At 41.3% G+C, this 25,208-nt stretch carries 25 protein-coding genes; 12 read left to right on the top strand and 13 right to left on the bottom strand.

The window, feature by feature from the left end:
- The first annotated feature begins 34 nt into the window (after positions 1-34).
- The 4 genes from QZ407_RS16275 to QZ407_RS16260 all read left to right on the top strand — a co-directional run bounded on the left by QZ407_RS16275 (position 35) and on the right by QZ407_RS16260 (position 3,452).
- Positions 35-310 carry a hypothetical protein gene (locus tag QZ407_RS16275; protein WP_295772965.1) on the top strand — a complete coding sequence of 92 codons (276 nt, stop codon included), beginning with the start codon at positions 35-37 and terminating at the stop codon, positions 308-310.
- Between the two features lie 179 nt (positions 311-489).
- Entirely contained in the window at positions 490-1,140 is a 651-nt protein-coding gene (rpe, locus tag QZ407_RS16270; protein ID WP_295773575.1) for a ribulose-phosphate 3-epimerase, read from the top strand.
- Positions 1,141-1,306: 166 nt separating this feature from the next.
- Positions 1,307-2,377 carry a 3-phosphoserine/phosphohydroxythreonine transaminase gene (gene serC, locus QZ407_RS16265; RefSeq protein ID WP_295772963.1) on the top strand — a complete coding sequence of 357 codons (1,071 nt, stop codon included), beginning with the start codon at positions 1,307-1,309 and terminating at the stop codon, positions 2,375-2,377.
- Between the two features lie 115 nt (positions 2,378-2,492).
- Positions 2,493-3,452: a D-2-hydroxyacid dehydrogenase gene (locus QZ407_RS16260; protein WP_295772960.1), complete on the top strand. Its 960-nt coding sequence runs from the start codon at positions 2,493-2,495 to the stop codon at positions 3,450-3,452.
- 77 nt (positions 3,453-3,529) lie between these two features.
- Here the strand turns inward: QZ407_RS16260 and QZ407_RS16255 are convergent, their stop codons facing one another.
- From QZ407_RS16255 to QZ407_RS16235, 5 genes are all read right to left on the bottom strand, one after another.
- Positions 3,530-4,222: a hypothetical protein gene (locus QZ407_RS16255; protein ID WP_295772956.1), complete on the bottom strand. Its 693-nt coding sequence runs from the start codon at positions 4,220-4,222 to the stop codon at positions 3,530-3,532.
- A gap of 61 nt (positions 4,223-4,283) precedes the next feature.
- Positions 4,284-5,678, bottom strand: a complete 1,395-nt coding sequence (locus QZ407_RS16250) for an MBL fold metallo-hydrolase (RefSeq protein WP_295772953.1) — start codon at positions 5,676-5,678, stop codon at positions 4,284-4,286.
- A 114-nt stretch (positions 5,679-5,792) separates the two neighbouring features.
- A complete protein-coding gene (locus QZ407_RS16245; protein WP_295772951.1) occupies positions 5,793-7,622 on the bottom strand; it encodes an ABC transporter transmembrane domain-containing protein in 1,830 nt (609 codons plus the stop codon).
- 40 nt (positions 7,623-7,662) lie between these two features.
- Entirely contained in the window at positions 7,663-8,184 is a 522-nt protein-coding gene (locus QZ407_RS16240; RefSeq protein ID WP_295772949.1) for a hypothetical protein, read from the bottom strand.
- Between the two features lie 12 nt (positions 8,185-8,196).
- On the bottom strand, positions 8,197-8,973 hold the full coding sequence (locus tag QZ407_RS16235; protein ID WP_295772948.1) for an SAM-dependent chlorinase/fluorinase: 777 nt from the start codon (positions 8,971-8,973) through the stop codon (positions 8,197-8,199).
- A gap of 104 nt (positions 8,974-9,077) precedes the next feature.
- Here QZ407_RS16235 and QZ407_RS16230 point away from each other — a divergent pair, with 104 nt between their 5' ends.
- From QZ407_RS16230 to QZ407_RS16215, 4 genes are all read left to right on the top strand, one after another.
- On the top strand, positions 9,078-10,040 hold the full coding sequence (locus tag QZ407_RS16230; RefSeq protein ID WP_295772946.1) for a PhoH family protein: 963 nt from the start codon (positions 9,078-9,080) through the stop codon (positions 10,038-10,040).
- A 101-nt stretch (positions 10,041-10,141) separates the two neighbouring features.
- Positions 10,142-11,086, top strand: coding sequence for a phosphoribosylaminoimidazolesuccinocarboxamide synthase (locus QZ407_RS16225; protein ID WP_295772944.1), 945 nt, complete (start codon positions 10,142-10,144; stop codon positions 11,084-11,086).
- A 51-nt stretch (positions 11,087-11,137) separates the two neighbouring features.
- Entirely contained in the window at positions 11,138-11,515 is a 378-nt protein-coding gene (locus QZ407_RS16220) for an STAS domain-containing protein (protein WP_157539453.1), read from the top strand.
- A 22-nt stretch (positions 11,516-11,537) separates the two neighbouring features.
- Complete coding sequence (locus QZ407_RS16215) at positions 11,538-12,464, top strand: ribonuclease Z (protein WP_295772940.1); 927 nt, start codon at positions 11,538-11,540, stop codon at positions 12,462-12,464.
- 154 nt (positions 12,465-12,618) lie between these two features.
- Here QZ407_RS16215 and QZ407_RS16210 read toward each other — a convergent pair whose 3' ends face one another.
- Genes QZ407_RS16210 through QZ407_RS16200 form a run of 3 tightly spaced genes read right to left on the bottom strand, consistent with a single transcriptional unit; the run spans position 12,619 to position 18,010 of the window.
- Positions 12,619-14,034, bottom strand: coding sequence for a dihydrolipoamide acetyltransferase family protein (locus tag QZ407_RS16210; protein ID WP_295772937.1), 1,416 nt, complete (start codon positions 14,032-14,034; stop codon positions 12,619-12,621).
- A gap of 36 nt (positions 14,035-14,070) precedes the next feature.
- Positions 14,071-15,327 (bottom strand): competence/damage-inducible protein A, encoded by a 1,257-nt coding sequence (locus tag QZ407_RS16205; RefSeq protein ID WP_295772935.1) that lies wholly within the window; start codon positions 15,325-15,327, stop codon positions 14,071-14,073.
- 1 nt (position 15,328) lies between these two features.
- Positions 15,329-18,010 carry a putative LPS assembly protein LptD gene (locus QZ407_RS16200; RefSeq protein ID WP_295772933.1) on the bottom strand — a complete coding sequence of 894 codons (2,682 nt, stop codon included), beginning with the start codon at positions 18,008-18,010 and terminating at the stop codon, positions 15,329-15,331.
- 91 nt (positions 18,011-18,101) lie between these two features.
- On the opposite strand from QZ407_RS16200, the gene QZ407_RS16195 reads away from it, so the two are divergent.
- Both QZ407_RS16195 and QZ407_RS16190 read left to right on the top strand, forming a co-directional pair.
- Positions 18,102-18,962, top strand: a complete 861-nt coding sequence (locus tag QZ407_RS16195) for an N-acetylmuramoyl-L-alanine amidase (protein ID WP_295772932.1) — start codon at positions 18,102-18,104, stop codon at positions 18,960-18,962.
- A 34-nt stretch (positions 18,963-18,996) separates the two neighbouring features.
- Positions 18,997-19,944, top strand: a complete 948-nt coding sequence (locus tag QZ407_RS16190; RefSeq protein ID WP_295772930.1) for an MlaD family protein — start codon at positions 18,997-18,999, stop codon at positions 19,942-19,944.
- 142 nt (positions 19,945-20,086) lie between these two features.
- On the opposite strand, the gene QZ407_RS16185 is transcribed toward QZ407_RS16190, so the two are convergent.
- Positions 20,087-20,641, bottom strand: coding sequence for a PRC-barrel domain-containing protein (locus QZ407_RS16185; protein ID WP_295772928.1), 555 nt, complete (start codon positions 20,639-20,641; stop codon positions 20,087-20,089).
- A 56-nt stretch (positions 20,642-20,697) separates the two neighbouring features.
- Positions 20,698-20,865 (bottom strand): hypothetical protein, encoded by a 168-nt coding sequence (locus QZ407_RS16180; RefSeq protein WP_295772926.1) that lies wholly within the window; start codon positions 20,863-20,865, stop codon positions 20,698-20,700.
- A gap of 138 nt (positions 20,866-21,003) precedes the next feature.
- Between QZ407_RS16180 and QZ407_RS16175 the strand changes: the two genes are divergently transcribed.
- Positions 21,004-21,213: a hypothetical protein gene (locus QZ407_RS16175; RefSeq protein ID WP_295772924.1), complete on the top strand. Its 210-nt coding sequence runs from the start codon at positions 21,004-21,006 to the stop codon at positions 21,211-21,213.
- A 9-nt stretch (positions 21,214-21,222) separates the two neighbouring features.
- Here the strand turns inward: QZ407_RS16175 and QZ407_RS16170 are convergent, their stop codons facing one another.
- On the bottom strand, positions 21,223-21,726 hold the full coding sequence (locus tag QZ407_RS16170) for a hypothetical protein (RefSeq protein WP_295772922.1): 504 nt from the start codon (positions 21,724-21,726) through the stop codon (positions 21,223-21,225).
- A 326-nt stretch (positions 21,727-22,052) separates the two neighbouring features.
- Between QZ407_RS16170 and QZ407_RS16165 the strand changes: the two genes are divergently transcribed.
- On the top strand, positions 22,053-23,462 hold the full coding sequence (locus QZ407_RS16165; protein ID WP_295772919.1) for a TlpA disulfide reductase family protein: 1,410 nt from the start codon (positions 22,053-22,055) through the stop codon (positions 23,460-23,462).
- A gap of 140 nt (positions 23,463-23,602) precedes the next feature.
- Here QZ407_RS16165 and QZ407_RS16160 read toward each other — a convergent pair whose 3' ends face one another.
- Positions 23,603-24,151 carry a TlpA disulfide reductase family protein gene (locus tag QZ407_RS16160; protein ID WP_295772917.1) on the bottom strand — a complete coding sequence of 183 codons (549 nt, stop codon included), beginning with the start codon at positions 24,149-24,151 and terminating at the stop codon, positions 23,603-23,605.
- Between the two features lie 83 nt (positions 24,152-24,234).
- Positions 24,235-25,113 carry an SH3 domain-containing protein gene (locus QZ407_RS16155; RefSeq protein ID WP_295772915.1) on the bottom strand — a complete coding sequence of 293 codons (879 nt, stop codon included), beginning with the start codon at positions 25,111-25,113 and terminating at the stop codon, positions 24,235-24,237.
- Between the last annotated feature and the right edge of the window lie 95 nt (positions 25,114-25,208).

The raw sequence follows: 25,208 nt of genomic DNA, 5'->3' as shown, positions 1-25,208 counted from the left end.
TGGAACCGTCTAAAGTCCGATCGTTTATATAAAAATGACATCTGCCACAAGTGATGATCCTTTAGATTTTTTGAGCAACAGTATACATGGCACCAGGCCGGTTGAGCAAACCGATTTGATACAAGCACTACTGTACGAAATTATAAGGGTTAAAGATCTGATAAAATACTATGATGAAATACCTAACGGCGCCGGCCAGTTAGGAGCATCAATACTTAATGAGCTTGTTTCTGAGGCTTACCAATCTTTGGTGAACTACGACACCGAGCTGATGCGTAAATATTACGACCTGTTGCAAAATTGCGACTAAGGCTGCCATTGCCTTTTTTTTAATTTCCCCTCCGCTTAATTTCCAAAAAAAATTTCAGTGTTAGCATAGCCGTTGAGCTTAAAACAATCATCTGCCTGCTGCAATAACTAGGTTGGTTAACAACCACTTCATTTACAATTTCTCATCGTACTTTTATTGATATGCCTATATTTGGCGGCATGAAGCACTTGATTGCACCTTCTATTTTAGCCGCTGATTTTGCCAATTTGCAGCGCGATATTGAGATGATTAACGAGAGCGATGCACAATGGATTCACGTTGACATAATGGATGGATTATTCGTTCCTAATATATCCTTTGGGTTTCCTGTAGTAGAGGCAGTGAACAAACATGCCAAAAAGCCGCTAGATGTTCACCTCATGATTGTTGACCCCGACCGCTACCTTAAAGCTTTTGCTGATGTCGGTGCTGCAGTTATCACCGTTCACGTTGAAGCAACAACACACTTACACCGCACAGTTCAAGCTATTAAGGAGTTAGGCTGTAAAGCGGGCGTAGCCCTTAACCCGCATACGCCGGTTACTCATTTAGAAGATATTATTGAAGATGTTGATCTGGCGCTTATCATGTCGGTTAACCCGGGATTTGGCGGGCAAAAATTCATTAACAATACCTATAAAAAAATTGAGCAGCTGAAAGCCATGGCTACCTCCAAAAATCCAGGCTTATTAATCGAAGTAGACGGAGGGGTAAACGTGCAAAATGCACCACAGTTGCTTGCTGCAGGTGCTAATGTATTGGTGGCCGGTAACTTCGTTTTTTCATCAAATAATCAATTGGCTACCATCAAGGAGCTGGTAAATTTATAGTAGGCAAATTATTGCCAAAGTCATAATTTTTGTCTCTCTTTTAAACAGTTCTAACACATTATTCACAATTTATAAATAAACTACCAATTTAATAGGCTTATTTTTTAACTTCGGGCGCAACTAAAAAGGCGTTTTGATAAAGCCTTTGGTAAACTAAATTAAAGTTATGAAACATAATTTCGGTGCCGGACCAGGCATCCTTCCTCACGAGGTCTTGAAACAGGCTTCACAAGCCGTAGTTGATTTTAATGGAATTGGTTTATCCATTCTTGAAATTTCGCATCGCTCGGCCGAGTTTGAAGGCGTTTTAGACGAAGCTGTAAAGCTGGTTAAAGAACTCCTGGAAGTGCCCGAAGGATACTCAGTACTGTTTTTACAAGGTGGTGCCAGCCAGCAGTTTGCTATGATACCTTATAACCTGTTGCCTGAAGGTGGCAAGGCCGCTTACCTTGAAACAGGTGTTTGGGCTAACAAAGCTTTGAAAGAAGCCAAGTTTTTTGGTAATGTTGAAGTTGTGGCGTCATCAAAAGACAGCAACTTTACCTACATACCTAAAGATTATACTGTTCCGGCTGATGCAGCTTACTTTCACATCACTTCAAATAACACCATTTATGGCACACAAACGCAGGAGTTCAAACCATCGCCTGTGCCATTGGTGGCCGATATGTCGTCAGATATTTTTAGCCGCACCTTTAACGTTGCCGATTTCAGTTTGATCTACGCAGGAGCACAAAAAAACATGGGCCCTGCAGGTACAACGCTGGTAATTGTTAAAGACGAAATACTTGGCAAAGTTGACCGTAAAATTCCGGCAATGTTCAATTACCAAACTCAAATAGAGGGTGGTTCAATGTACAATACTCCTCCGGTGTTTGCTATTTATGTATCAATGCTTACCCTGCGCTGGTTAAAGGCCAAGGGTGGTGTAGCTGCCATGCAAAAAGAGAACGATGCTAAAGCTGCACAGTTATACAAAGAGATTGACCGTAACCCGCTGTTTAAGGCTGTTGCTGCTGTTGAAGACCGTTCAAAAATGAACGTTTGCTTTGTAATGGAAAACCCCGAACTGGAGAAGCCGTTTTTGAAACTTGCTGAAGATAAAGGTATTGTTGGCATCAAAGGCCACCGCAGTGTGGGCGGCTTCCGTGCTTCTATTTATAATGCATTGCCGGTTACCAGCATACACGTGCTTATTGATGCTATGCAGGAATTTGCTGAGAAGCACAAAGCGTAGCTTTAGTAATTGGGTGAGTAGTTGAATGGTTGATTAGGTTTAAAATATGCCCAACAATGATCAACTACTTAACTATTTACCATTCAACTTTTAACTATTTACCATTCACTAAATCATGATAAAATTACTAGCTAACGATGGTATTGACCCGGTAGGCAAGCAGTTGCTTGAAGAAGCCGGTTTTTTTGTTGACACCAACCACATACCTCAGGAAGAACTTCCTGAGAAATTACAGAACTATGATGCTATAACCGTACGCAGTGCCACCAAGGTGCGCAAAGCGTTGATTGATGCTTGCCCAAACTTAAAGCTGATAGGCCGCGGCGGGGTGGGTGTTGATAATATTGATGTAGAATACGCACTTGAGCGTGGTGTTGCCGTGCACAACACGCCGGCTGCATCTTCGGCATCAGTAGCTGAATTGGTATTTGCACACTTATTTACCGGTGTACGCTTTTTACAGGATGCAAACCGCAAAATGCCTGTTGATGGATCATCTAAATTTAACGATTTAAAGAAGGCATACGCAAAAGGCATTGAACTAAGAGGTAAGACCATAGGCATATTGGGTTTTGGCCGTATAGGGCGCGAAACTGCTAAAATTGCATATGGTTTGGGCATGGAAGTGCTGGCTTTTGATGTTTACCCATCAGTAACAGAACTGGAAATTACTTTGGGTGGTGGTGTAAATGTTACCATACCTGTAAAATATGCTGACAAAGATGAGGTGATTGCTCAAAGCGATTTTATATCGTTACACGTGCCTTTTAGCGAAGAGCCTGTAATTGGCGAACGTGAATTTGCATTAATGAAAAAAGGCGCTGGTTTAGTTAATTGTTCACGCGGTGGTACCGTTGATGAAAATGCACTATTAGAAGCATTAAACACCGGTAAATTATCATTTGCTGGATTAGATGTATTTGATAATGAGCCTACCCCCCGTACTGATTTATTAACTCATCCAAAAATTTCCTTAACACCGCACATTGGCGCTTCAACAAATGAAGCTCAGGAGCGCATAGGTGTTGAATTGGCTACGCTGATTATCAATCATTTTAAAACGCTGGCTCAGTAAAGGCTAAGTACTTATAACAAACAAGGCCCGTGCTTAAATAGTACGGGCCTTGTTTGTTTATAAAATTGTAGTGGCTGTTACCTTACATTGAAAGAGCCGCCAACTTTTATTTTATCGTTTTTATCGGCATCATTAACCATAATTACATCAAAAGTGCCCTTTGAGGTAAGCTTGGTTTGGTTAAGGCTAAAAGTATTGAAGTTTATTTTTCCTTCTCCGCCAATGGTGTACGAGGTGCCATCTTCAAACACAATGCTCGCGTTTAAAGCATCGGTAATACCTGTGGCGTCGGCCATTGAGCCCAAAAGAAATAGTATGCCCTTGCCGTTTGCTGCCGTACCGCCTATAGTAGTCAACGAAAAACCAAATGTAGAAGCAGATATACCGTTTACCAGATAACTTGATGAACTTGTAAGAGTGTAAGTTTTACCTTTTAAACTAAAAACAATTGTTCCTTCGCCTCCAATTGCTACCCCTCCATCGCCCGAACCGTTAACTGTTCCAGGGTTTGTAGTACCTCCGCCAGGGTTAGTGATTCCGCCTCCTGGATTGGTAGTACCTCCTCCAGGGTTGGTGGTTCCGCCTCCCGGATTGGTTGTACCTCCTCCAGGGGTTGTCGTGCCACCTCCTGGATTAGCTGTGCCTCCGCCGGCAATTGTTGTTGAAGATACCTTAATAACTTCAGGATCGGCGTCTTTGTCACATGATGATAAAAGACACACGGCAACTAAGGCTTTATAAAAAAAGCCTTTTAAATTGTTTACAGGCATTGGTTTAAGTGGATGATACAAGCTCCGGATTTTTTATCAAATATGCTTAAAATTAAGCACTTTACAAATCATAAGGTAAATCCTTCTCGGGTATAACTACCTCATATCCGTCTTGTTGTAAATCATTAGCCATGGCCACCATGCTATCGGCCTCGCCATGTACTAAAAATACCTTTTTAAGATTTTGAGGTGCTTGTTGCCTTACAGTTCCAACTAAATCATCATGGTCGCCGTGCGCACTGAACAGGTCGGTTTTTTTAATAGTGGCATACACCGCCAAATCACGGTCTTTAATATGTACAACAGGGTCGCCGCGCAATAACCGGTAACCTAAAGTGCCTTTTGCACAATACCCAATAAATAGTATGGTACAATAGTAGTTTTGTATATTGTTATACAGATGATCTTGTATACGGCCACCCTCCAGCATACCTGCCGATGATATGATGATACACGGCTCAAAGTAATTGGATATTTGCTGGCTCTCTTTCAGGTTTTCAATGTAATGAAGATTATCAAATTCAAATTCATCACCCTGGGTACGGTAAAAGTCTTGTGCTTCGGCGTTTAAGAGCGCGTGATGCTTACGGAAAACGTTGGTTGATGCTGATGCCAGCGGGCTATCAACAAACACTTTTACCGGCGGTAATTTGCCCGTGCTAAATATTTTATTGAGCGAGTAAACCAAAGCCTGTGTACGTCCAATACTAAATGCGGGTATAATTAACCGGCCCGATTCTTTAATACAGGCCTTTTCAATGGTATCTATCAACACCTGCTCAATAGTTTCGCCCTTAGAGTGCGAACGACCGCCATAGGTTGATTCACTCACCAAATAGTCAACCTTTGGTAATGGCTGCGGATCATCAAGTACCGGATAGTTTTTACGCCCGATATCGCCCGTAAAAGCAATTGTTTTTTCCTCTCCGTTATCGTTTACTTTTAAAACCACGGCAGCTGCACCCAACAAATGGCCAACAGGTATGAACGTAAGTTCCACGTCGCCGTTTAAACGAAACGGTTTGTTAAAGGCAATAGTAACAAAACGCTCGGTAGTGTCCATTACATGCTTTTGCAAATAAAGCGGTTGCGGGCGTGGGCCATGGTTGCGGCCACGTCGGTGTCTGCCTGATTTTTGTTGCTTATTCAAGAAAACGTTCACCGAATCCATCAGCAATAATTCGCTTAACTCGGCAGTAGGAGGGGTGCACAATATTTGACCATCAAAACCCATACGCACTAATGTTGGCAGGTTGCCAGAGTGATCAATATGGGCATGGGTAAGTATAACCACATCAATATCAGACGGGTTAAATGGAAAGTTTTCGTTTGATTGAACGCTGCGGTCTTTTTCATAATCAAGTCCGCAGTCAATTAATATCTTATATCGGTTAACCTCCAGCAAATGCATGCTGCCGGTAACCTGACGGGCAGCCCCGTGTATGGTTAATTTCATTATTAGTTTTTTAGGTGGATCATAGTTTATGGTTCATAGTTCATAGCAGAAAAGAAAAGCAAGATGCTACTCTTTTAACATGAACTATCGACTATTAACCATGAACTACAAGTGCTATGCACTTGTATCAAACTGTAACTGGCTCAGGTAGCGGTATAAGCCTTCCTCGCGGGTTATCAGTTCTTCGTGTGTACCGGTTTCAATAATGCGGCCTTTTTCAAGCACTACAATCTTGTCAGCTTCGCGTATAGTTGACAGTCGGTGGGCAATAATGATTGATGTACGGCCTTTCATTAATTCCTCCAAGGCTTCCTGCACCAGTCGCTCTGATTCTGAATCAAGCGACGATGTAGCCTCATCCAAAATAAGTATTGACGGATTTTTGAGTAAGGCCCGTGCAATAGCAATACGCTGGCGCTGACCGCCTGACAGTTTAACGCCGCGCTCGCCTACAACAGTATCATAACCTTCAGGAAAACCTTCAATAAACTGATGTGCATTGGCGCGTTTTGCGGCTTGCATTATTTCTTCATTGGTGGCTGAGCGTTTGCCGTAAGCAATGTTTTCGCGGATGGTGCCGCCAAATAACAATACATCCTGAGGTACGATAGCTACCTGGTTGCGGATATCTGTGAGCGCATATTCTGCGGCTGGTTTACCATCAAACAACATTGTACCGTTTTGTGGATGATAAAACTGTAAAATAAGCGAAGCCATAGTTGACTTACCCGAACCGCTTGGCCCAACAATAGCTACCTTTTGCCCGGCCTGTGCATCAATGCTCAAATCTTTTAATACCTCAATTTCGGGGCGCGAAGGGTAATGAAAGTTGATGTTTTGAAAGGAAAGATTTCCTTGAATATGTTGCTTTATAACGTTTTCGCTTTCGCGGATGGATATGTTCTCGCCTTCTTCACTTAAAATTTCGAGTACCCGTTCACTTGCACCTACTGCTTTTTGCACGTTGGCATATAAATCAGGAAAACTACCCATGGCTGCACCAACGAAAATTGAATACATGATGAAGGTTGTTAAATCGCCGGTGTGCATTTCGCCGTTGCTTACCAGCACCGAGCCATACCAAATAACACCTACAAACGTACCAAACATGCAAAAAACAATAAATGATGCAAAAATGCCACGGAACTTGGCGCCTTTAACAGCAATGCCAACCACCTCGCGCAGGTTTTTATCATAACGGCCTGCCTCAAATGCCTCATTTACAAATGCCTTTACGTTGGCAATGCCTTGCAAGGTTTCTTCAACAATGGTGTTTGATTCGGCTAATTTATCCTGCGCCTGGCGAGATAGGTTTCTTATAAATTTGCCAAATACTACAGCAAACGCCACAAGGAATGGTAATATAGCCAACACCGCCAGCGTAAGTTTAATTGATACCACAACCAGTAAGATTACTCCCCCCGCTAAAAGTACCAACTGGCGTATAATTTCGGCAAAGGTTGTGGTAAGAGTATCTTGTATTTGAGATAAGTCTGCCGATATGCGGCTGTTTAATTCCCCAACACGGCGGTTGGCAAAAAAGTTCATTGGTAGGGTAACCAGCTTAAAGTAAGTATCGCGGCGTATATCAGCCAGTGAACGCTCGGCCACCTGCACAAACCAAACCACTCTGAAAAACGATACACATGCCTGGGCAAATAATAGAATGAAACCACCAATAGCAATGGCGTTTATGCTGCGAGGCATAAATTTGTACTTGTAATTACCCTGCGCAGCATCAATAAGCGCTCCTAATATGGCAGGAAATACCAACGCTACAAGGCTAGACAAAAACAGGAAAAACAACCCGGCAATGAACTTGCCACGGTATGGTTTGATATAAGTTAAAAGCTTGCTAACACTTTTAAGGGTTTGCTTATTTAGTTTTGCTTTAGGTAATTCTTTTTCTGCTGCGTTCCCACTATTCAGTCGTGCTCGTGCCATATACGGTTATCCTCTGATAAACTTTGATTAATCTGTAAATTTACGGTTTAACTCTGCGTTTACGGGAAAACGCAAGTAAAATTGACGTTATAATGAGAACGGCAATGGCAATTATATACTTATTGCGTTCTTTACCAATGCTCTTTTCTCGCGCATCGGCCTCGTGCATAAGCTTTGTATTTTGTTGGCGCAGGCGGTTAATGGTGCGCATGTAGTTAAGGTTGGTATTTTCAATCTCATTCTTTTTTGTTTCTACCTGCTTCTGTTCAAACATGCGGTAGTCAAGCAGTACTTTTATTTGCTTAAAAATCTGATTGTCGGTTTCGGTAATATCCATCAGTATCTCGTTACTTCTGCGGATATCTTTTTTGGTTTGCAGACCAAAAATGCCTGTGTGTTTGCTCAGACTTTCATCATATTGGCCAAACTTCCGGCTACGCTCGTCCAGCATGCCGTTGATTTTTTTACGCTGAAGCTCATACACTGCCGAGTCGGTATTACTTTGTGCAAAAAGTGCATAGCTATTTAGGCAAGTCAGTAGGGCCAGTACAAATGTTTTCATGAGGCTGGCAAGTTACTGAAAATCTATAATTACGCTGTCGCCCAGGTTAAGGCCAAGTAAGCCGGCTGCATTGCCTTTATTTATGGCAATTTCCAAATGGTCGCTTATGCCAAACAGGCATAGTTTTTCGCCTTCCGGAACCTCATTGTAATGCCAGCTGAGGTGGGTAATTGTTTCGTTGCGTTTAAAGTAGAGCACGAAACGCCTGCCTTCCTGCACGCGGTTAAAAAAGTCTTTAGTGATATTGGTAATAACGTTTTGGAATGAGTCAATATAAATTACCATCCCGCGTATTTGGTTACGTTCTACGGCAGGTTGCAGGGTGGTTTTGCGTTCAACACCCATAACCGGCACGCCAATATCTTCAATAGGCTTGCCTTCGGCAAGGTGGCAGGCAGCCTTCACAAAAATATCGGCCAGCGGGAAGTGCAAAAACTTTAAATCCTGCAAAATGTTAATCTCCATAATCTCCTCAGGCTCATCATCAAAAATAAGCGAGAAGATGCCGTTATCTGCTCCTACAAAGTAGTGGTTTTGGTATTTAACAGCTAAAAACTTGGTATCATCGTTAAACACGGTGTCAATACCAATTAAATGCACCGTTTCTGGAGGGAAGTAATGGAAACTGTTCTTTAAAATAAAGCCCGCCTGTTGAATATTAAAGGCGGCTACAGTATGCGTAATATCAACAATGGTAACGGCAGGCAATATCTTTAAAATACTGCCTTTAAGCGCGGCCTGATAAATATCTTTATCGCCAAGGTCAGTTGTTAAAGTAATTATTGCCATTCGTATTTATGAGATTTATTGCTAATCTTGTAAAAGCATTAACAAGGTGCAAATATTCAAAAAATTTAACCATAACGAATCAGCAACTACAAAATTCATTTCTGTTGAACGAACTTAAAATATCAATTGAACACATTAATCCTGCCGTGTTGTGGGGGCCTAATAATGATCATTTTGAAATCATTAAAAAGCAATACCCTAAGCTAAAGATAGTTGCACGAGGCAGTGAGGTAAAAGTTTTGGGTGATGAGCAGGAACTGTCCCTTTTCAATGAAAAATTTGGGTACCTGTTGCAGCATGTTGAAAAATTTGACAACCTGAGTATTACCGATCTTGAGCGCATACTTGGCGCTAAAAATTTGGAAGTTAAACCCGCCGACGGTCAAAACGAAAAGCCGGGCAGTACCGGTGAGGTAATTGTTTTCGGTCATAACGGTATTATGGTTAAAGCCCGTACGGCTAACCAGCGCCGCATGGTTGACAGTATTACCAAAAGTGACATTATGTTTGCTATTGGCCCGGCCGGCACAGGTAAAACATATACTGCCGTAGCTTTAGCGGTAAGGGCACTAAAAAATAAAGAAATCAAGCGTATTATTCTTACGCGCCCCGCGGTTGAAGCAGGAGAAAACCTTGGCTTTTTACCCGGCGACCTGAAAGAAAAGATTGATCCTTACCTGCGCCCGCTATATGATGCGCTGGACGACATGATTCCGCCTGAAAAATTAAAGACCTATTTAGAGAACCGCACCATTGAGATTGCACCGCTGGCCTTTATGCGCGGCCGTACGCTTGATAATTGCTTTGTGATATTGGATGAGGCGCAAAATGCCACCGATATGCAGCTTAAAATGTTTTTAACCCGTATGGGCCCATCGGCTAAGTTTATTGTGACGGGCGACGTTACCCAAATAGATTTACCAAAAAAACAGCAATCGGGCTTATATACGGCACTGCGTATTTTAACAGATATTAAAGGTATTGATATTATTTATCTTACTGGGGAAGACGTTGTTCGCCACAAACTGGTAAAACGTATTTTGGAAGCTTACGGGGATATACAGTAAAAGCCGAGAGCTTTGTTGGTTTATAGTTTATGGTTCATGGCAAAAGAGTAGTTTTGCATTTACTACTATGAACTATGAACCATCATCTATGAACTAAAAGAATGGAAGCAATAAAACAAACACATTTTAATTTTCCGGGCCAAACGGCTTTTTATAAAGGTAAAGTACGCGATGTATATACCATTCAAGATAAGTACCTGGTAATGGTAGTATCTGATCGTATATCGGCTTTTGATGTGGTACTACCCGAAGCTATACCTTACAAAGGACAAGTACTAAACCAAATAGCGGCAACTTTTTTGGAAGCTACTGCAGATATTGTACCTAACTGGGTAGTTACAGTGCCTGACCCAAGTGTTACCATTGGCCGTATGTGTGAGCCTTTTAAGGTAGAGATGGTAATTCGCGGTTACTTAGCTGGTCATGCCGCCCGTGAATACGCTGCCGGAAAACGCACCTTATGCGGTGTTGCTTTACCTGAGGGTTTAAAAGAAAACGATAAACTGCCCGAACCAATTATTACGCCAACTACCAAGGCATCAGTAGGTCATGATGAAGATATTTCACGCGAGGATATACTTGCTAAAGGTATTGTAAGCGAAGAAGACTACTTACAACTAGAGCAGTACACCCGCGCCTTATACGCCCGTGGAACACAAATAGCTGCCGAGCGCGGACTGATTTTGGTGGATACCAAATACGAATTTGGTAAAGCGGATGGCAAAATTTACCTGATAGACGAAATTCACACGCCTGATTCATCCCGTTACTTTTACAGCGATGGTTATGCGGAGCGACAGGCAACCAATGAGCCGCAAAAACAACTGAGTAAAGAGTTTGTTAGAAAATGGTTGATTGAAAATGGCTTTCAAGGCAAGGAGGGGCAATCAGTACCTGAAATGACTCCTGAAATTGTAACGTCTATATCAGAACGCTATATTGAACTATACGAACAGATAACCGGAAAAACTTTTGTAAAACCTGCAAATGGCGAGGTGCTTAAGCGTGTGGAAGACGCTGTGAACCTTTCGCTCGATTCTTTGTAGTTTTATTTATACGTAAATAAATTATATCTTTATCCCTATAATTCTTTTAACATGAAATTCACTGTTGATAAGCATGAGAAGTATGTCTTGATTAAGCTGAACGAGTCAAAGCTGAATTCATTGATTACACCTCAACTTAAGTCTGAACTGATCCTTATAAATACCGAGGGTCAACGTAATATAATATTAGATCTTTGCCAGGTAAAATTTGCCGATTCTTCGGGTTTAAGCAGCCTGCTGGTTGGTCACCGTCTTTGTAAAAATGCTGAAGGTAGTTTTATACTTACCTGCTTAAATGATGCGGTTGCACGTTTAATAAGTATATCACAATTAGACAATGTTTTAACCATTGTACCTACCGTTGAAGAGGCTATTGACCATGTATTCATGGAAGAGATAGAAAAAGAATTGAAAAAGGAAGCAAAATAGCTCTTTAGTATGTTTACCTATTATGAAGTTTGAGGTAACCATACTTGGAAGCAGTTCAGCAACACCTATTTTTAACAGAAATCCTACGGCACAGGTGCTCAATGTTAATGAGCGCCTGTACCTGATAGATTGCGGCGAAGGCACACAGCAGCAAATGCTGAGGTTTGAGATTAAAGCCAGCCGTATTGATCATATATTCATCAGCCATCTTCACGGCGACCACTACTTAGGACTTATTGGTTTAGTATCATCCATGCATTTAAACGGGCGTGTAAAGCCGTTGAAATTGTATGGTCCTGCGCCGTTGCTCGAAATCATCAATCTTCAGTTCAAGTACTCTGAAACGGTATTAAACTATAACATTGAATTTGTTGCAACAGATGCCTTGCAGCCCCAAGTTATTTTGGATAATCAGGACATAACAGTAGAGACAATACCGCTCGACCATCGTATTGCTACTACCGGATTCCTGTTCAGGCAAAAAAAGCGACTGCGTAAAATTATTAAGGAAAAGGCTGAAGCCCTTAATATTCCCGTTGAACATTTTCCATTACTCAAACGTGGGGAAGACTACCGAGCTCCGGATGGAAAGCTTTATCGCAACCATGAATTAACGGTTGATTCAGACCAGCCCAAATGCTACGCCTATTGCTCAGACACCATTTACAACGAGCGTTACTTTGAGCAGATACAAAATGCTGATCTGTTGTATCACGAAGCGACATTCTTACATAATATGCTCGATCGTGCAAACAAAACCTTCCATACAACAGCTTGGCAGGCCGGGCAGGTTGCATTACAAACCGGCGCTAAAAATCTTCTTATCGGCCATTTTTCGGCACGTTACAAAAGCTTAACCGATTTACTGGATGAGGCGCGTGGTGTATTTCCGGCCACCGAGCTGGCTATTGAAGGCAGCACGTTTGAAGTAGGAGAGGACTTGGCATAAGAATAAAGTCAAGAACCAAGAGAAAAGGTGCAAAGGTAAGTTTTAAAAGCTCTTTTGTTACTTTTTGTTTCAAGACAAAAAGTAACAATCTCTATGGTATAAGCTGTATTGGAGTATCAACCCTTCTTTAAATGGATACTAACTTCCTACTAACCTAAACCTCCCTGTTCATATCCCAATTTTCCAAATAATCAGCTACACGCTTTACAAATGATCCTCCTAACGAACCGTCAACTACACGATGATCATAGGATAGCGACAAGTACATCATATGACGTATAGCGATGACATCACCAGTTGGTGTTTCCAATACCGCTGGCTTCTTTTTTATGGTACCTATAGCAAGTATGGCTACCTGGGGCTGATTGATAATTGGAGTGCCCATGATATTTCCAAACATGCCAATGTTGGTTACGGTAAAGGTACCGTCGGCAGCATCATCAGGGCGGAGTTTGTTGTTACGAGCCCGGCCAGCCAAATCATTAACGGTTTTTACTAAGCCGGTTAAATTTAAACCATCGGCACGGCGTATAACAGGTACAATTAAATTACCGTTGGGCAGGGCAGTGGCCATACCAATATTGATATCTTTCTTTTTAATAATCTGCGTACCATTTACTGATACGTTGATCATCGGCATATCAACAATGGCGCGGGCAACAGCTTCAATAAATATAGGAGTGAAGGTTATTTTTTCGCCTTCCCGAGCCTCGAATTTAGCTTTGTTTTTTTCGCGCCAGTAAACCAGGTTGGTAACATCGGCTTCAACAAAAGATGTTACGTGTGCTGAAGTCTGAATGCTCGATGTCATATGATTGGATATGAGCTGACGCATTCTATCCATCTCTATGATTTCATCACCGGCAGAAGAACGGTAAGCAGGATTTGGCGTTAAAGGTGGCGGCGGTAATTTTACCGTAGCGGTAGCTGTTTTTGTAACTTCACGCACTTCTTCTTTAGCCGCAACTGTGCTGCGGGTTTCAAGAAATGCCATAAGATCATCTTTGGTTACCCTTCCATCAGCTCCCGTGCCCGGAATGCTATCCAGTTCCTGCTGAGTGATGCCCTCTTGAGTAGCTATGTTACGTACAAGCGGCGAATAAAATTTTAAGCCGCCCGATTGCACTACCTGATTTGGTTGCGTATCGAATTTAGGTAATTGCTCTAAACCCGGTATGTTCTCAGTTAATTCTGGTTCTGTAGGTAGTTCGGAATTAATAACAGGCATTTCCTCATCTGCTACGGCTTGTTGTGAAGCAGTTGGTTGCTCAGGAGCAGATTCAGTTACCTCTATAGTTTCCTCTTTGTAAACAGGTTCATCTGCTTCACCATCAATTTCAATTATGGCAATCACATCACCAACCTGCGCTATCTCGTTCTTTTTAAACAAGTGTTCAACCAATGTGCCGCTAACAGGTGAAGGAACTTCAGAGTCAACTTTATCGGTAGCAATTTCAACTACAGTATCATCCGCCTCAACTTTGTCTCCCGGATTTTTAAGCCAGTTGATTACTGTTGCTTCGGCAACACTTTCGCCCATTTTTGGCAGTAGCAGCTGGTATTTAGCCATATCTTAACATTAACAATTGATCGGCGGCTAAAATACTTATTTATCTTCAGTTTTATGGGCCGTAAGCAAAGTATTAAGCATACCCAGGGCACTAATGGCCGCACGCTCTATGTTTTGCTGGCGCTTGTTACCGAATTGAAACTTACGCACCACGCACTCACCTAATCCGGCTACACCAATCCAAACGGTGCCAACAGGCTTATCATCAGTGCCTCCGGTTGGTCCGGCAATACCGGTTATAGCTATGGCAAAGTCCGATTTGAATTTTGAAAGCGCACCCTGCACCATTTCTGTAGCAGTTTGCTCACTTACAGCTCCATATGCGGCTAACGTTTGCGCGCTAACACCAAGTATTTCCTGCTTCAACTCATTGGAGTATGATACTGCACCACCCAAAAATGTGGCCGAGGAGCCTGAGTGCTGTGTGAATAGGTGAGACAGGTATCCTCCTGTACAGCTTTCGGCTACTGATACAGTTTGACCCTGTTGCTCCAGGCGGTTCATGAGTGCTTTCTCTAACGGAATATCGTCGGCAGCGGCAATTATGTTACCCAATCTTTCTGTTAGCTTTGCTGCAAAGGCATCTATTTCGCTTTGGAGTGATTGCTCGTTTTCTGCGTAACCGCTTAACCTTAAACGTACCTGACCAAGCTTAGGTAAATAAGCTAGCTTAATGTACGGTGGCAGGCTATCCTCAATATCGGCAATGCGTTCAGCTAAAAATGATTCGCCTTCGCCTACGGTGAGCAACGTTTTATGTATAATAAAGGGCAGTTTAAATGTTTGCTTGAGTTTTGGTATTACCTGATGTTCTACCATGTACATCATTTCATGAGGCACGCCTGGCATTGATACTATAATCTTTCCGTTATGCTCAAACCACATACCGGGTGCAGTGCCGTTATGGTTGTTCAACACCTTGCAATTAGCCGGTACCATAGCTTGTTGCCGGTTTACCTCAAGTAACGGGCGATTATATTTGGCAAATATGCGTATCACATTTTGCAAGGCTTCCTCATCGGTTACCATGTCAACGCCAAAATAATCGGCCAGTGTTTTTTTGGTGATATCGTCTTTGGTGGGGCCAAGTCCGCCGGTAATCACTATAATATCGGCACGTTGTTGCGCCTCGTTAAGTGCATTGAGTATGTGATTGCGGTCATCACTTACCGATGAAATTTGTTTGATTCTTACCCCTATGGCGTTCAGCGCCTGTGCCATCCAGGCCGAATTGGTATCAACAATTTGGCCTATGAGAATCTCATCGCCGATGGTAATTATTTCTGCAAGCATATTAATTGTTGTAATAATCTTTCCGCTTGGAAAGTTTGAGGTCTTGCAAAATTGAGGCTTTCACACGCAGGTCAACACTGAATGATTTGTATAAACCAAAAGGTGTCCACCTGAAAGATAAATCCCAGCAGTGCAAATCACGATAGATAGAAAACTGTGTAATACCAACCTGCTTTGCTTTAAAGTCATAGTTTGTAGTATACTGTACTTTCCATTTTGGCGAAACGTTTACATCGCCGTTTAAGCTAACCGTGCTTGAGGTAGTTTTTTGAACGTAGGTATTGCTGTAATTAAAGTTGAAATTTACACTTACGTTATAGGGTACGTTAAAGTCAACGTAACGGCTTGGATCACTGTCAAGCAAGGCAAGTTGCTGGGCCTGTTGCGGCGTCATGTTTTGCAGGGTTTGACCGGTTGGTGGCTTAGGTTTGTTACTTTGCGAATTTAAGCTGAAACTAACCGAGGCCGACAAATTAGTAAGTGCCGGGAAACGTCCGTTTTGGAAAGTGTACCGGTCTATACGGCGTATGTAGGGTACAAGCGCTCCGTTACTTACCGAGTCGCGTCTTTCAGTTACGTATGGGTCAAGTGTGCCGTTCATACTTACGCTTACCTTTTGATTAAATAAAGCCGTGTGAGCATTAAGTGAAATAGGAGAAAGTCTGAACGAGTCTACGGCAAAGTTGTATGATGTATTTAAGCTCAAACCCTGTAGTAATGACACTTTGCGGTCCGCACCGGAAGTGTCGGTACTGCGTGCACGCATTTTGGCTTCTATAGTGTTATCTAACGCAAAGCTTATACCGGCAAATTTGCCCGCGCTTGGCCCGCCGTATACTGCCCTTTCATAAATTGAATACAATTGTGATGTTGCAGGGTAGGGTACAACAGCATCGCTTACAGCCCTGCGAAAATAGCCGTAAGCCGGATCGCCAAAGTCGGGGCGGTAGTTGAAGCTTAGCGAGGGTGTCATTACGTGGCGTATTGCACGTAAAGCACCGTTGCCTTTAAATTGCAGCGTGTTATAAACTTTGGTTGAAAAGCCTCCGTTTAGAGAATACTCGCCGGCGCGTGAAAATCCCTGAACGGTATCAACAAGCGGCTGTTCATTGTCGCCAATTGCGCCCCGCGGATAACGCTTACGGATAGTTTGAAAATACCAGCGTTCGTTATAATTGGCACTGGTGTTAAATTGAAAGTATTTGAATACGTTAAGGTTTAAACCAATAGGAATTTGGTGCTGTATACCGTTCTGCATTCTGCGTGTAAGAGTTTCGCGCGTAAATAGCTGCGACTCTGGCACGGCGTTTATTTTGTTGGTACCCTGCATAGTATAGCTCACCGTAAGGCGCTGATACCATTTTTGCTCGCCCACCCGGTTTTTAGAATCAAACGGGCTTAACGATGTCATATTGAAGTTGAAGGTAGGCAGCTCGAGCGTTACGGTTTTGTTAGCAATATCCTGGCTGTGGCCTAAGCTTACGTTTAAACTAAAAGGTGTTCCCTGAAAGGTGCGGGCGTATGATATTGACGACCGTAAACTGGCCTGCGTTAATTGCTGTATATTATAATTGGTAGTTGCAGGGTTATTGGCATAGTAGCTTGACGTTGCTGCATTAACCGATGCACTGAACGTTGTACCCGGGTTGGCGTTGGCATCCTGAGAGTGCGTCCATTGTATGTTATAGTCTCTTACTGAAGGGTCGCCTTTAACGCCATAGTTGTGCGAACCAAAGTTTAAGGCCATGCTACCGGTGTACTTGTATCTCTTTAGGTAGCGTGCAGTTGTTCCAATTTCAACCGAGCCTTTTGAGTATACGCTGGCCATGGTGGTAAGGTCAAGATAATCATTTACCGGCCAGTAATAACCAAAGTTGCGCAGGAAGAAGCCTAACCGGGCATCCTCACCAAACGAAGGCAACAATACGCCCGATGCCCTGCTGTTGGGTTTTGGAAAAAAGCCGAACGGCACAGCTATGGGCAGAGGCACACCTGCAATTTCCAAATATGCCGGACCTGAAATTATACGGTTCTTTTCGCCAATACCCTTAGTGATCACGACGCCAAAGTGCGTATGCGGATATGGCATTGAACAGGTACTGAACAAAATATTGTGGTAGGCAACCTCCGTATCGTTAAGCCTCTTGGCTTCCCCACCGGTAATAAAGTTACCATCGCTTTCGGTTGATGTATTATAGGAGTAAGCTTTCTTTGTTTTAAAGTTGTAGATAATAGAATCGGCAGTTAGTGGGTTTTCATTGCCATTTTTAGCAATAGGGCGGTTAATGTACCGGCCGGTGCGCATATCGCGTGTACCACGTGCAAAAATGAGATGTTGCTTTTGGTCAATCCTTATAAAATCGGCATCTAATGAAAAGTCTTCGTAAGTAACACGGGCGTTGCCAAACAAATAAGTGATTTTTTTGTCAGCATCTGTATAGGTAGAGTCATCAGCAACAGATTTTACAACTGATTGTAAACCTCCTTTGTTTTTTTTAGTCGTATCAGCAGGAGTGTTTTTTTTAGTAGTGTCTGCAGCGGCAGATCGCTTGTTGTTTTTGCGGTCTTTTACACGTAGTAAGCGCTTGTCTTTAACAGAGTCAAGCTTCATGATAGTGTCGGCGGTTAAAGCATGCTCACGCCAGCTACCATGCCGGGCAACCGCTATTGCATTAACTATCAAAACACTTGCAAACAGAAAAAAAAACCTGATGAATTTCAAAATTGAATATGAATAGTATTTTTGCAGATAAAGTTAACGGCGTTCAAAAATAATGAAAAATAAGGCTTTCAACATATACATTTACGGTTTCTTAGCATTACTTCTTTGTTCTATAAATTTTTCGTTCACAACAAAAATTCCAGTTAAGCAAGACACAGTGCCCCCCGGCGGTGGATTCAGGATCAAAACCATCGTTATTGATGCCGGCCATGGCGGCAGGGCAGCAGGTGCTACAGGAGATTTTTCGTTGGAAAAAAATGTAACGCTGGCACTCGCATTAAAATTGCAGAAGGCTATGCAAAAAGAATTAAAAGATGTTAATATTTTGATGACACGTACCTCCGACGTTTTTGTGGCCAATGGTTCGAGGGCGGTTATGGCTAATGATGCTAAGGCCAATATCTATATTTCCCTTCATTGCAATTCACTGCCTAACATAAGAAAAGTAGTTAACGGAAAAACAGTTTCAGTGCCAAACCGTTCAGGTAAGGGAGTGCTTATACTGGTTAACCGCATTGGCCGATCAAATGAACAGGTGGCCGCCATACGTGAGAATGAGTATGCGGAGCAGGAAGAAAAAATGTCGAAAACCAAAACGGCAGAAATAGATCCGGCTCAGGCTATTATACTTAATGCCTTGCGCGATACCTATCGTAAACAAAGCATACACCTGGCTAAATTGATTAATAACGAATTTGTATATACCGATAACAGGAATAGCCTGGGTGTAATTGAACAGGGTGTACAAGTACTGGCCAATACGGCAATGCCATCATTGCTGGTTGAAACAGGCTTTATTAATAACCCCGATGAGGAAGAGTATTTAAATTCAGAAGAAGGACAGGCAGAGATTACCAATTCAATAGTGCGGGCGGTTAAGAAGTATAAGAGCGAGTTGGAACAAAGACCATAGATAACCGTTATATAAAAAACTAATTGCAACTACCTTGAAAGTATCTAACGAAACCAAAATTGGTATCTTAACCGTAATTGGAGTAACTATATTAATATTAGGCTTCAGTTACCTTAAAGGAAACGATGTTTTTTCATCGTCAAATAAATTTTACGCCATATATCGCAACGTTGAAGGTTTAACACTATCAAAACCAGTACTTGTAAATGGCTTTCAAATTGGTCACGTATCAAACATGACTTTACAGACCGAGAGCGGCTTTACCGTGGTAGAGTTCAAAATCGACCCGAAATATCCTATCCCGGCAAATAGTATAGCCCGCCTTGAAAGTACCGACTTGCTAGGAAGTAAAGCCATTGTATTTGAAATGGGTAATAGCCGTGAGGTTGCCGAAAACCAGGATACATTGCGTGCCGATATACAGGGAAGTTTGGCACAAAGCCTGCAGCCTGTACAGCGTAAGGCCGAAATTTTAATGGATAAAGTTGATTCAAGTCTTTCGGCTGTTAACAAAATACTTAACCCTGAATTTCAGCGCAATATTGACCGCAGCTTTTTAAGTATTGCTAATTCATTGCAAACCCTTGAAGGTACTACTAAAAAGATTGACAGATTGGTAGCTGGCCAAACAGGTCACATCAATGGGATAATGACCAATGCCGAAGCACTTACCGCCAGCTTAAAGGCTAGCACCGTAAAGTTGAATGCTACAACCGCTAACTTTGAGCGCCTGAGTGCCGATTTGGCTAACTCAAACATTAAGCAAACGCTTGATAACGCCAACAAAACCATGGCCGATTTGCAGCAAACGGTTGCTAAAATTAACAACGGGAAAGGTTCATTAGGTTTATTAATGAATGACGACAAGATGTATAACAACTTAAATTCTGCATCCGAAAACCTTAATAACTTATTTATCGACTTAAAAGCTCATCCAAAACGTTACGTAAGTTTCTCAGTTTTCGGACGCAAAGCCGACTAAGTTTGATGATAACGGAATTAAAAGTAAAAGGCATCTCAATCGAGATGCCTTTTACTTTTTCTTACCTGCCACTCATGGAGGTTAAAAAGAAAAGGCTTTCATTTTACTGAAAGCCTTCTCTTAATTATGCTGGTAAATGGTATTAAAATATATCGCGGTTATCGGTTTCATCTTCACGGGTACCCTCTTCAGGTAACAGGCGTTCCGGATTATTTTCAGGACGGCGGCGGTTGTAAATGCGATTTTGATTAAATTGTTCGTGCTCGTAAAAGTTTTCGGTTGGTTGGGCGGTAACCGCACCAATACCCACACCTGCGGCACCAAGGCTTGAAAACGTGCTGCGTATGTGTTGTTCATGTTCGGCCGTTAACTCGCCTTTTACATATGATGGCAGGCCAACAATATGATTAACCTCTATTTGAGGCACAACCACAAAGTCGTCATCCTCGTGCAGTTCTACAACGCCTATTGGTATTAATATTTTGCGGGCCTCAAGTTTAAGGTCGTTGGCATCGGTATCAACAATTATATATCTAACCTTTTGTGTTTGCGGGTTAAATAATAATTCTTCAACATCACCAATTACCTCACCCTGTTCGTTCTTTACGTCCCATCCTTTAATGTCGGGTTGCCCGTCGGCTATTTCAAAGTCGCTGCCGGTAAGTTCTTCCAGGCGGCTATACTCGTTTTCTTCCATTGTATTTTGTTATTTATATACTTATAGTAAAGTGAATTCTGCACTTTACTATAAGGTTAATTTAATGTGTTAGTAGTGGTGTCTGTAACGGCAGGCTCACGTAAACCAGCTTGATTACCGCATCCGCGCATAAAAAAGAATAAAAAGCAAAGTGTAATTATTAATAGAATAAGCCACAGCCACCATGGGGTGCGGCGCTTGGGTTGTACATTTAATTCGGCCATAAGTTGATTTAGTTAACCCTTTTATAACCAATGTGAGTACCATATAGTTTTTGTTAAGGCAACTACCGGCTACGTAAGCATAGACCGGGCATTACCTGCTCCAAAACAAAAATGAGGCTAAATTAATTATATACCATTATGAAGATACTTGGCATTGCATTTATCATACTGGGTGTGGTTATGCTTATTTGGACAGGATTCACCTATACAAAAAAGGAAAAAGTTATTGATGCAGGCCCTATACAGGTATCGGCAGAAAAAGAGAAGTCTGTAAACTGGCCGCCTTATGCGGGTGGTATTTTGCTTGTTGGCGGCATTGCGTTGGTTGCTTTAGACAAAAGAAGGTAACCGGTTAAATTAATGTAACCGGTTATTGTTGAGTAGTAATGAGTCTTTGCCAAGCTCGGTGTACACGCCGTTTTTAAAGCCTGCAATCTTTTCGCCGGCTAAACCAACCGTTAAACTATCGGGAGGGAACTTGTAAGTGGTGGTACGCGAGCCCGCCCAACCATCAACGGTACTTAAGCCGGGCATAAAGTCGGCTTCGGTGCCGTTAAAAGTTGCCTTGCCATTTTTTATTTTCTGCCAGGCATGCTTACGGTAAGCTATAATATTACGCTGCACATGGCTCACAAATTCATGATAGTCGAGCCTTATGTTATTCGCTTTGCAGTAGTCTTTCCACAACTGAACTGATTTTTCGCGAGGTGGTTTATCAAGCTCAGCAGAGCCTTTAAACTTTTTTATGGCTAAGTAATCAACAAAGCCGTTCCATATCATGCGCTCCTTTGGTGTTATCACTTGCGCATTGGCATGCAATCCCATAAAAAGAAAGGGTAGTAGAAATAAGTAGATCTTCAAGGTATAGGTCAGTTAATAGTGCATACATTTTGTACGCACTTCAAAGATGGAAAAGAAATGCTGCGTATTTTCAGGTAGTTATACCTGTTTTTAACTTTAAGTATATTTACCCTTACCTCAGCCTTTTCACTATTTTCCGACAATGCATCAAAATGTTTAAAATCAAGCCTAAATTGCTATTAGGCATTAATTACATAGGCGAAGTTTAAAGTGAGTATCAAATTTTTAACTTAGCCCTGTTAAACCTATTATCCTTTAAACCTATTATGGTATCACAATTTAAGTTCTTAGCTGCACTTACTCTAGCGGTGCTTTGCTTTACCTCGATGGCTCAGAAAGCTGTAGCCGTAAAATCTGAATACGCTGTTATTAAAGGTCATGTTGATAATCACAAGGAAAACTTCTGGGAGTTTTATCAGCAAGGGATTTTGAGATTCATGATTGTTTCGGTGAACATTGATAAACAGGGGAATTTTATAAAAAGGATTAAAGTAGAAGGGAATGCAATGGATTTGCTGTTCATGCCCGTACAACGTAGGGTTTTTGTTAAAAAGAACGATACAATAAACGTAAACTGGGATGCAAATAAAGCAGTTGAGAGTTTTTCGATTACATCATCAAGTAAAGTAAGAGCGCGTGCTTATAAAACACTGTCAATGATTGACAGCGTGTTTGCTCAACACCTCGCTAAGTTACGGCCTGTTCTATACAACAAGCGTTTAACGGATTCTGCTAAATTCATAGCTTTAAATGACTCGTATAATGAAGAAATTCAAATGCTTGTTAAAGATGGTGTTGCTGAAGGATACGATAAAATATCAACCGACATTTATTTTAGGTATGCAGATTTAATGATTAATGCTAAGTTGCTTCCGCGGTACGAATTATATATAAATAAACCAAGTAAGTACACTAACTTTCTGCTTATAACTACTCAAAGACAAGCCTATGCAACAGAGTCGGAAGAGTGGTTCAACTCAAGCCGTGAGTATCGTGACTTTCTATTTAAATATTTACTATACTTTCAACCCATAAAGTATACAAGTACCAATACAGTTGCCGAAAAAAGTGATAATAAATTACAGCAATATAAATATGCCTGGCGGACATACGTTACAGGATTATATTCACTTTCAATACTTGAAATTCGTGATTGGTATTGCACCCAAAGCATTTTTTGGAGCTTTAATGATCATCCATTTGATGAGTGCGTTGAAGTATACAATGACTTTATCACCAAAGTAAAAACGCCAATGTATGCAGATACCCTGAAGCAATTTTATCAAAACGTGCAACGACTTAAACCGGGTACGCCTGCGCCATCTTTTATGCTTAAAGATGAGAATGGCCGCATGGTGTCATTGAGTGGATTTAAAGGTAAAGTAGTTTACATTGACTTTTGGGGTGTTAATTGTGGTCCATGTATAGGTGAAATCAAAAACAGCGTACCTGCATTGCACGAAAGGTACAAGGATGAAAACATTGTTTTTGTAAACGTTTGTGTTGACACTGATAAAAAAACATGGAAAGCAAGCTTGAAAGATTTGAATTTAAAAGGCGTAAATTTGATTGCTCCCGGCTGGACGAAGCACCCTATGGTGAAGGCTTTTAACGTAACTGCCATACCGCACTATTTTTTAATTGATGCCAACGGAATAATTAAAAATAACAATTGCCCGAGTGCGGGTCAAAGCGGTTTACTTTACAAGTTGTTAGATGAAACTATAACAAAGTAAATTAATGGATAATCAGCTTTGATTTCGAGGCAAAGTATTGATTTTATGTAAGTTGTAATTAATCTGAATCAAGTAAATAATAAAAAAAGAACCAAAATTTTGGTGCTTAAGTTCGGTTGTTTTAAAATGGGTATGAGCGCTTAATTCTTTAGTAGTTCTACTATTTGGCGGTATACCAATGCAGTGCCCTGTCTTTGTGCCGAACTATCTCTTACTGTTCCAGATTGGTCGATGATGATATGCCGGGGCAGGAAAAATGCCCTTTGTAATTTACGTTTACCGTGGCTACCTCTTTGAACGGAAAATGTTGTATGCAATGTGTTGTTAATTTGCTGATTGGCAAGAATATGGTAGCCATATAATTCATTTGCCTCAATAAAGTTCTTCCACATATTGCCATTTTTATCGCAACAAATGTAAAGGACGACTACGTTGTTCTTTTTAGCAAAGTCGGCAAATGCCTTAATGTCCTGCTTTAACATTAATTCTTTTCTACAAGGTATACACCAGGTGGCCCAAATGTCTAAGTAAATTACTTTGCCTTTGAATTGACTTATTAAACTGCTAAAATCAATTCCAGATTCGGGTAAGTACACAATGTTTTGATGTAGTATTTCCTGTCCCTTGAGTGAAGTTAGTGGCAATAAGCTGAGCAAAGCAATTGTTGTATGTAACTTTAATGACAGCATTGATTGAAATAACTTTCGATGGGTAGGTGTATAATTAAAGTTCACGATCCTAGATAATCTTGTCGAATCTATAAGTTCGGTTATTATATTGACCTGATTTTACTATGATGGACATAGCCTTTTTGACCTGTAGGTAATTCAATTTGAAACCAATTATCAGTATTGTCAAGCACTTTTATATGTGATCTGATTTTTATCTTTTGTATGATGGTTGAACTGCTGCTTTTTGCTTGTCTGAGATTAGTGAAGCCATCACTGTCGTAAATTGAATTAGCATTATACGAAGCAAGAAGCAACTGCATAATTTCATCAATTCTTGAATATTTACTTTCATAAAACGTAGGATCACCGGCTTCATCCAATCCCTTGTTTTGCTTATTGTATTTAATTAGCTGGCTTGCATTTTCCTTTACTTCCGTAGCCAGTTCAATCTGCCGGGTGTCAACAATAAATCCATACTTTAAAATATTCTTGATCGCTTCATAATCCTCTTGTTTTATGGCTACATCAACTATGGGCGATAGGTCGGCAATATCGAATTTGTACCTTTTCAAAAAATACTTCAGCCACTTGCTGTTAACGAAGGTTTCGGTATTGCTAAACACTTCGTTATTTACCAAACCTATAAGCTCTTGCGCGTCTAAAGTATCATTAACGGGATGTTTGTTTTCAAACTGTGTAAGTTTATGTCTGAATGTACTGTATTTTGGGTCGTTACTTTTTACATCATCCGGAGTGAAATTAATTTCAACACCTTCAGGAAATAAATCAATCAGCTTATCAGCTTTCACAGGCGCAGCTACTGTAGTGTCTTCAGTAGCGATATCCGGGTAGGTGATTGCAGTGTCTGCCTTGTCAGATAAAGGTTGCGCTGTTTTTTCATTTGGCTTACCATTGTTCGTACACGCTGCTAACCCAAAAAGCAATGATGCTAACAGGCTTAATTTGAAATTTGCTTTCATTCAGTTTAAAAAAAGATCCAAATAAAAAGTTTATAGTTTGCGTTTCAAACTAAAAGTCAAGGTAAGTATAGCTAACAAGAGTTTAAGGTTATGCA

Origin of the sequence: uncultured Mucilaginibacter sp. (genome assembly GCF_913773635.1) — a bacterium.
GTDB lineage: Bacteria > Bacteroidota > Bacteroidia > Sphingobacteriales > Sphingobacteriaceae > Mucilaginibacter.
This window is presented reverse-complemented; position numbering and strand designations above follow the sequence as displayed.